Annotated in this window: 5 protein-coding genes; 1 reads left to right on the top strand and 4 read right to left on the bottom strand. The window is 42.8% G+C overall.

Annotation, left to right across the window (positions count from 1 at the left end; genetic code table 11):
- Positions 1-620 precede the first annotated feature (620 nt).
- Positions 621-1208 (bottom strand): hypothetical protein, encoded by a 588-nt coding sequence (locus tag BZA03_RS20220; protein ID WP_110289709.1) that lies wholly within the window; start codon positions 1206-1208, stop codon positions 621-623.
- A gap of 42 nt (positions 1209-1250) precedes the next feature.
- On the opposite strand from BZA03_RS20220, the gene BZA03_RS20215 reads away from it, so the two are divergent.
- Positions 1251-1433, top strand: a complete 183-nt coding sequence (locus BZA03_RS20215) for a hypothetical protein (protein WP_110289708.1) — start codon at positions 1251-1253, stop codon at positions 1431-1433.
- Positions 1434-1751: 318 nt separating this feature from the next.
- On the opposite strand, the gene BZA03_RS20210 is transcribed toward BZA03_RS20215, so the two are convergent.
- From BZA03_RS20210 to BZA03_RS20475, 3 genes are all read right to left on the bottom strand, one after another.
- Positions 1752-2144: a hypothetical protein gene (locus BZA03_RS20210; RefSeq protein ID WP_110289707.1), complete on the bottom strand. Its 393-nt coding sequence runs from the start codon at positions 2142-2144 to the stop codon at positions 1752-1754.
- Positions 2145-2288: 144 nt separating this feature from the next.
- Entirely contained in the window at positions 2289-2663 is a 375-nt protein-coding gene (locus tag BZA03_RS20205; protein ID WP_110289706.1) for a hypothetical protein, read from the bottom strand.
- 116 nt (positions 2664-2779) lie between these two features.
- Positions 2780-3271: a hypothetical protein gene (locus BZA03_RS20475; RefSeq protein WP_181417320.1), complete on the bottom strand. Its 492-nt coding sequence runs from the start codon at positions 3269-3271 to the stop codon at positions 2780-2782.
- Between the last annotated feature and the right edge of the window lie 532 nt (positions 3272-3803).

Raw genomic sequence — 3803 nt, 5'->3', positions numbered from 1 at the left:
CAGGCTAACACTCTCTTGCCTGAAGTTTCGGTGTAATACAGTTTCCCAGTTGTGCATGCCGACGATAAAAAGAGCGCTACAAAAATTATTAAAAATCTATGAATCAAAAGATTTCCCTGTTCATCTAACATTAAGCTAAGCGGCGCTGGCATGTGGGCTAAAATTTCGAGCGAAGCGAGTTAGCCCACATGTTAGCGTCCGAGCGACCGAAGGGAGTGAACTTAAGCGCTTTGTTAGAAGCAGAGGCTGTTCCTTCGGCCTTTTTAAAAACTAATGAAGCCAGCATACGATTGATTGTTAACACAAACAAGCGAAACGACTGTGCAGTGACGGTTTTGATTTGACTGAAGCTAGCCGCCATCTCAGCTATCGAGTGCAATGGCGCTTGCTGTCTGAAAATAAGGGCTTGAAGGTAAAGCGCCTATTACACCACCTTTGAATTGAAAGCGGCGGATTTAAACCTACCACAAGCCAGAGCGATGCTAATGAAAACAGGAGAGGGTGGTTCCACTGGGATTTTCATAAAGCCAAACGCAGTTTAGGCTGACGCCTTATAACACCCACATAAGGGGCAGTAATGCGTGGGCTAAAATTTAGAGCGAAGCGACAGAGCCCACGTGTTACTGTCCCAGCGAGCCTGCGAGCGGCTTAATGTGTTTGTTAGCATCAATTTCACCGATTTTTGTTTTTATTCTCTGATAAATGTCATCTATACCGGTTGCTAGTTCCTGAATATTATAATGTTCACCGCGAAAGCCGAATATATTAGTTTTCGGATCGAAATGATGAATAATGTCTGAGTCTTGAATTGCATTTCCACCAATAGCATTACGAGGGCCGAATAGTTGATGTACTATATTTCTATTTTTACTACTTTCTGCCCACTCATCCAAACGTTCATCGAAGTGTTCAAAATGGTCTCTTAATGCTCGATTTTGTACGGCATGCCCGCTTTGCAACTCAAGTAAGTCTCTAAGAAACTGACCTCTTCTTTGTGCTCGCTTTTTACTCTCTTTATTTCTTCCTCCTGGAGGCCAAAAAATGCGAGAAATTGCGGCAGCATGGTGTATTAGATCTAGTGCATATTGAAAAAAATCACCGTCAATTTTCTTTTGCATTATCGCATTCATTATTTTTATAGAATTGAAACATCTTTCACATTCTTGTTCAGCTTGCTCAAGATATATTTTTATTAAAAAGTCATCCATGTTTCACCTTGATGCTAACGCTAAGCTAAGGGGCGATTGCACGTGGGGCATAATAACGAAGTTGCCCCGCGTGTAAGCGTCCCAATGACCGAAGGGAACGACTTAAGCGTTTTGTTAGAAGCAGAGCCTGTTCCGTTGGCCTTATTAAAAACTATTGAAGCCAGCATACGATTGATTGTTAAAGCAAACAAGAGAAACGACAGCGCGGTGATGTTTTTGATTTAGCTGAGGCAAGCCGCCATTTGAATTAACAAACGCATTGGCGCTTGTTGACCCAAAATAAGAACTTTGCGATGAAGCGCCTAATGCGCAACCGCAGGATTTAAAGCGGCGACATTAAACCTACCATAAGCCAGAGCGATGCTAGTGAAGACAGGTGAAGGTAGTTGAACTGATTGTTTGAGTAAGCCAAACGCAGTTTAGGCTGACGCCTTCTAACGCCCCGATAACGGGCGACTGCTTGCTGCGAAAATGGCGAAGCCGCAGCGAGTAGGCGTCCCAACGAGCGCAGCGAGTGTGTTAATCGGTTTGTTAGGTATCAAGCTAAAACAAACCACCGGACTTATAGCCCAAATACCCACCAACACAATACAAAAATGGAGAAAGAAACAAAGGAGCTAAACCGCCTATGTTCGCACCACCACCGGTATGTGTTAGCACTAAAATTGTCGAATAGAGCACAATTAGGATAGAAATCACAAGGAGACCGACAGCCATACCTTTTAAGGATTTTAAATCGGGGCGCTTAGTCAATATTGCAATCATACTGGATAGTAAAAATGGAACTCCGAACATTAGAAAGCTTACAACTAACAATTGACTAAAACCTTCATGGCGAAACACCAAAGATATTACTGCCAATGCGCACACCGTAAGAGCTATGCCTGTAAAGCCGAATCTAATTGAAAATAGTTTTCGATCTTTATTTAAGCCCATAAAAATTCAAATTCCCTTTTGATACCTAACATCCACATAAGGGGCAGTAACACGTGGGCTAAAATCCGAGCGAAGCGACAGAGCCCACGTGTTACTGTCCCAGGGAGCTTGCGACCGACTTAATGTGTTTGTTATGTGTTTTACTCAAATGATGCTCCAAGGGTTGAACCCAACAGACTGAATAGCGGGCGCTATGGTGTCTGCAAGAAACTCCCTTTCTTCAGTATCAAAATCAAGCCATGGAAGCTGATCAACTAACAATTGAATTTGTTCTTTCTTTTGCTCGCTATTAAGGTCGTCATTGAGATGGATTTTCCTTAGCGAAATCAAAAACTCATTCGTTGTTTTTTCAAGAGAGATAATGACTGCGGTTGGAGATGGTATTAACCCGCGAGGCTCCCAAAGTTCCACTGAGTAATTGTTATTTTGAATTAATTTATCAATGACGCCGGTGTTGCGCTCCATTGCAATAACATCCCAAGAAAAAAGATAAAATACGACAATAAGACTCAATTTCATAGTGACACATAACACCCTGCTTAGGGGCGGAAACACTTGGGCTATAATTTAGGAGCGAAGCGACGCAGCCCATGTGTTTGCGTCCCAGCGAGCCTGCGAGCGACTACAGCAGTTTGTTATGCGATTTTTAATAAAAACCTTGTTCTTTCAATGTTAGATGCTTTTGATTTGCCATCTAAGGACTCCCGAAGCGACATTTGTTCCTGTGCGTCTAGCACTGATTGAGAACTCAGCAGTGCTGTTGAGGTACCATGTGTTGAATACCATTCTTCTGAACATGTTGAGATAAACTGAGACATAGCCGACGCACATTTTTCTATAGAGCTTGGTTCTTCGGAATATTCAAATCTGGCTAATTCATTAAGTTCCTGCTCGATTGGCCCAAATAACGCAACAAATTCCAACTCAGAGTTTAGTGGTCTGACACACGTGTGAATTCTAAAAAATGGACCAAAAGTGAATTTGTGAATATGAATAAACTGAACCAAATGCTCTCGTTCTCTGACCCAGATCGTTGGCTTGGTTCGCATAAAACCGAGTGCCTTGATTTGATTAGTAAGCATTCTCAAGACTTTATCTGCATTGGAACGTTCTAGTTTTTTATCCATGTTACACCAATCGCATAACATTAAGCTAAGCGGCGCAGTTGCGTGGGGCATAATGGCGAAGCCGCCCCGCGTAAATGCGTCCGAGCGACCGAAGGGAGTGGTCTTAAGCGCTTTGTTATAAGCAAAGCCAGTTCCTTTGGTCTTTTTTAAAAATCATTGACGCCAGCATACGATTGATAGTTAACACAAACAAGCAAAACGACTGAGCAGTGAAGGTTTTGATTTGACTGAAGCTAGCCGCCATCTGAGCTATCGAGTGTAATGGCGCTTGCTGGCTGAAAATAAGAACTTGTAGATTAAGCGCCTATTACACCAACTTTGAATTGAAAGCGGCGGATTTAAACCTACCACAAGCCAGAGCGATGCTGATTAGAAAAGGTGAGGGCAGTTGTAAAGGGATTTTTATAAAGCCAGACGTAATTTAGACTGACGCCTTATAACACCCGCATAAAGGGCGATAACACATGGGCTAAAATTAGGAACGAAGTGACGCAGCCCATGTGTTAGCGTCCCAGCGAGCTTGCGAGCGATT

It is taken from the genome of Alteromonas sp. I10, from assembly GCF_003201515.1.
In the GTDB taxonomy this organism is placed as follows: Bacteria; Pseudomonadota; Gammaproteobacteria; order Enterobacterales; family Alteromonadaceae; genus Alteromonas; species Alteromonas macleodii.
The sequence above is the reverse complement of the archived record's forward strand: the minus strand, read 5'-3'. Positions and strand labels throughout refer to the sequence as shown.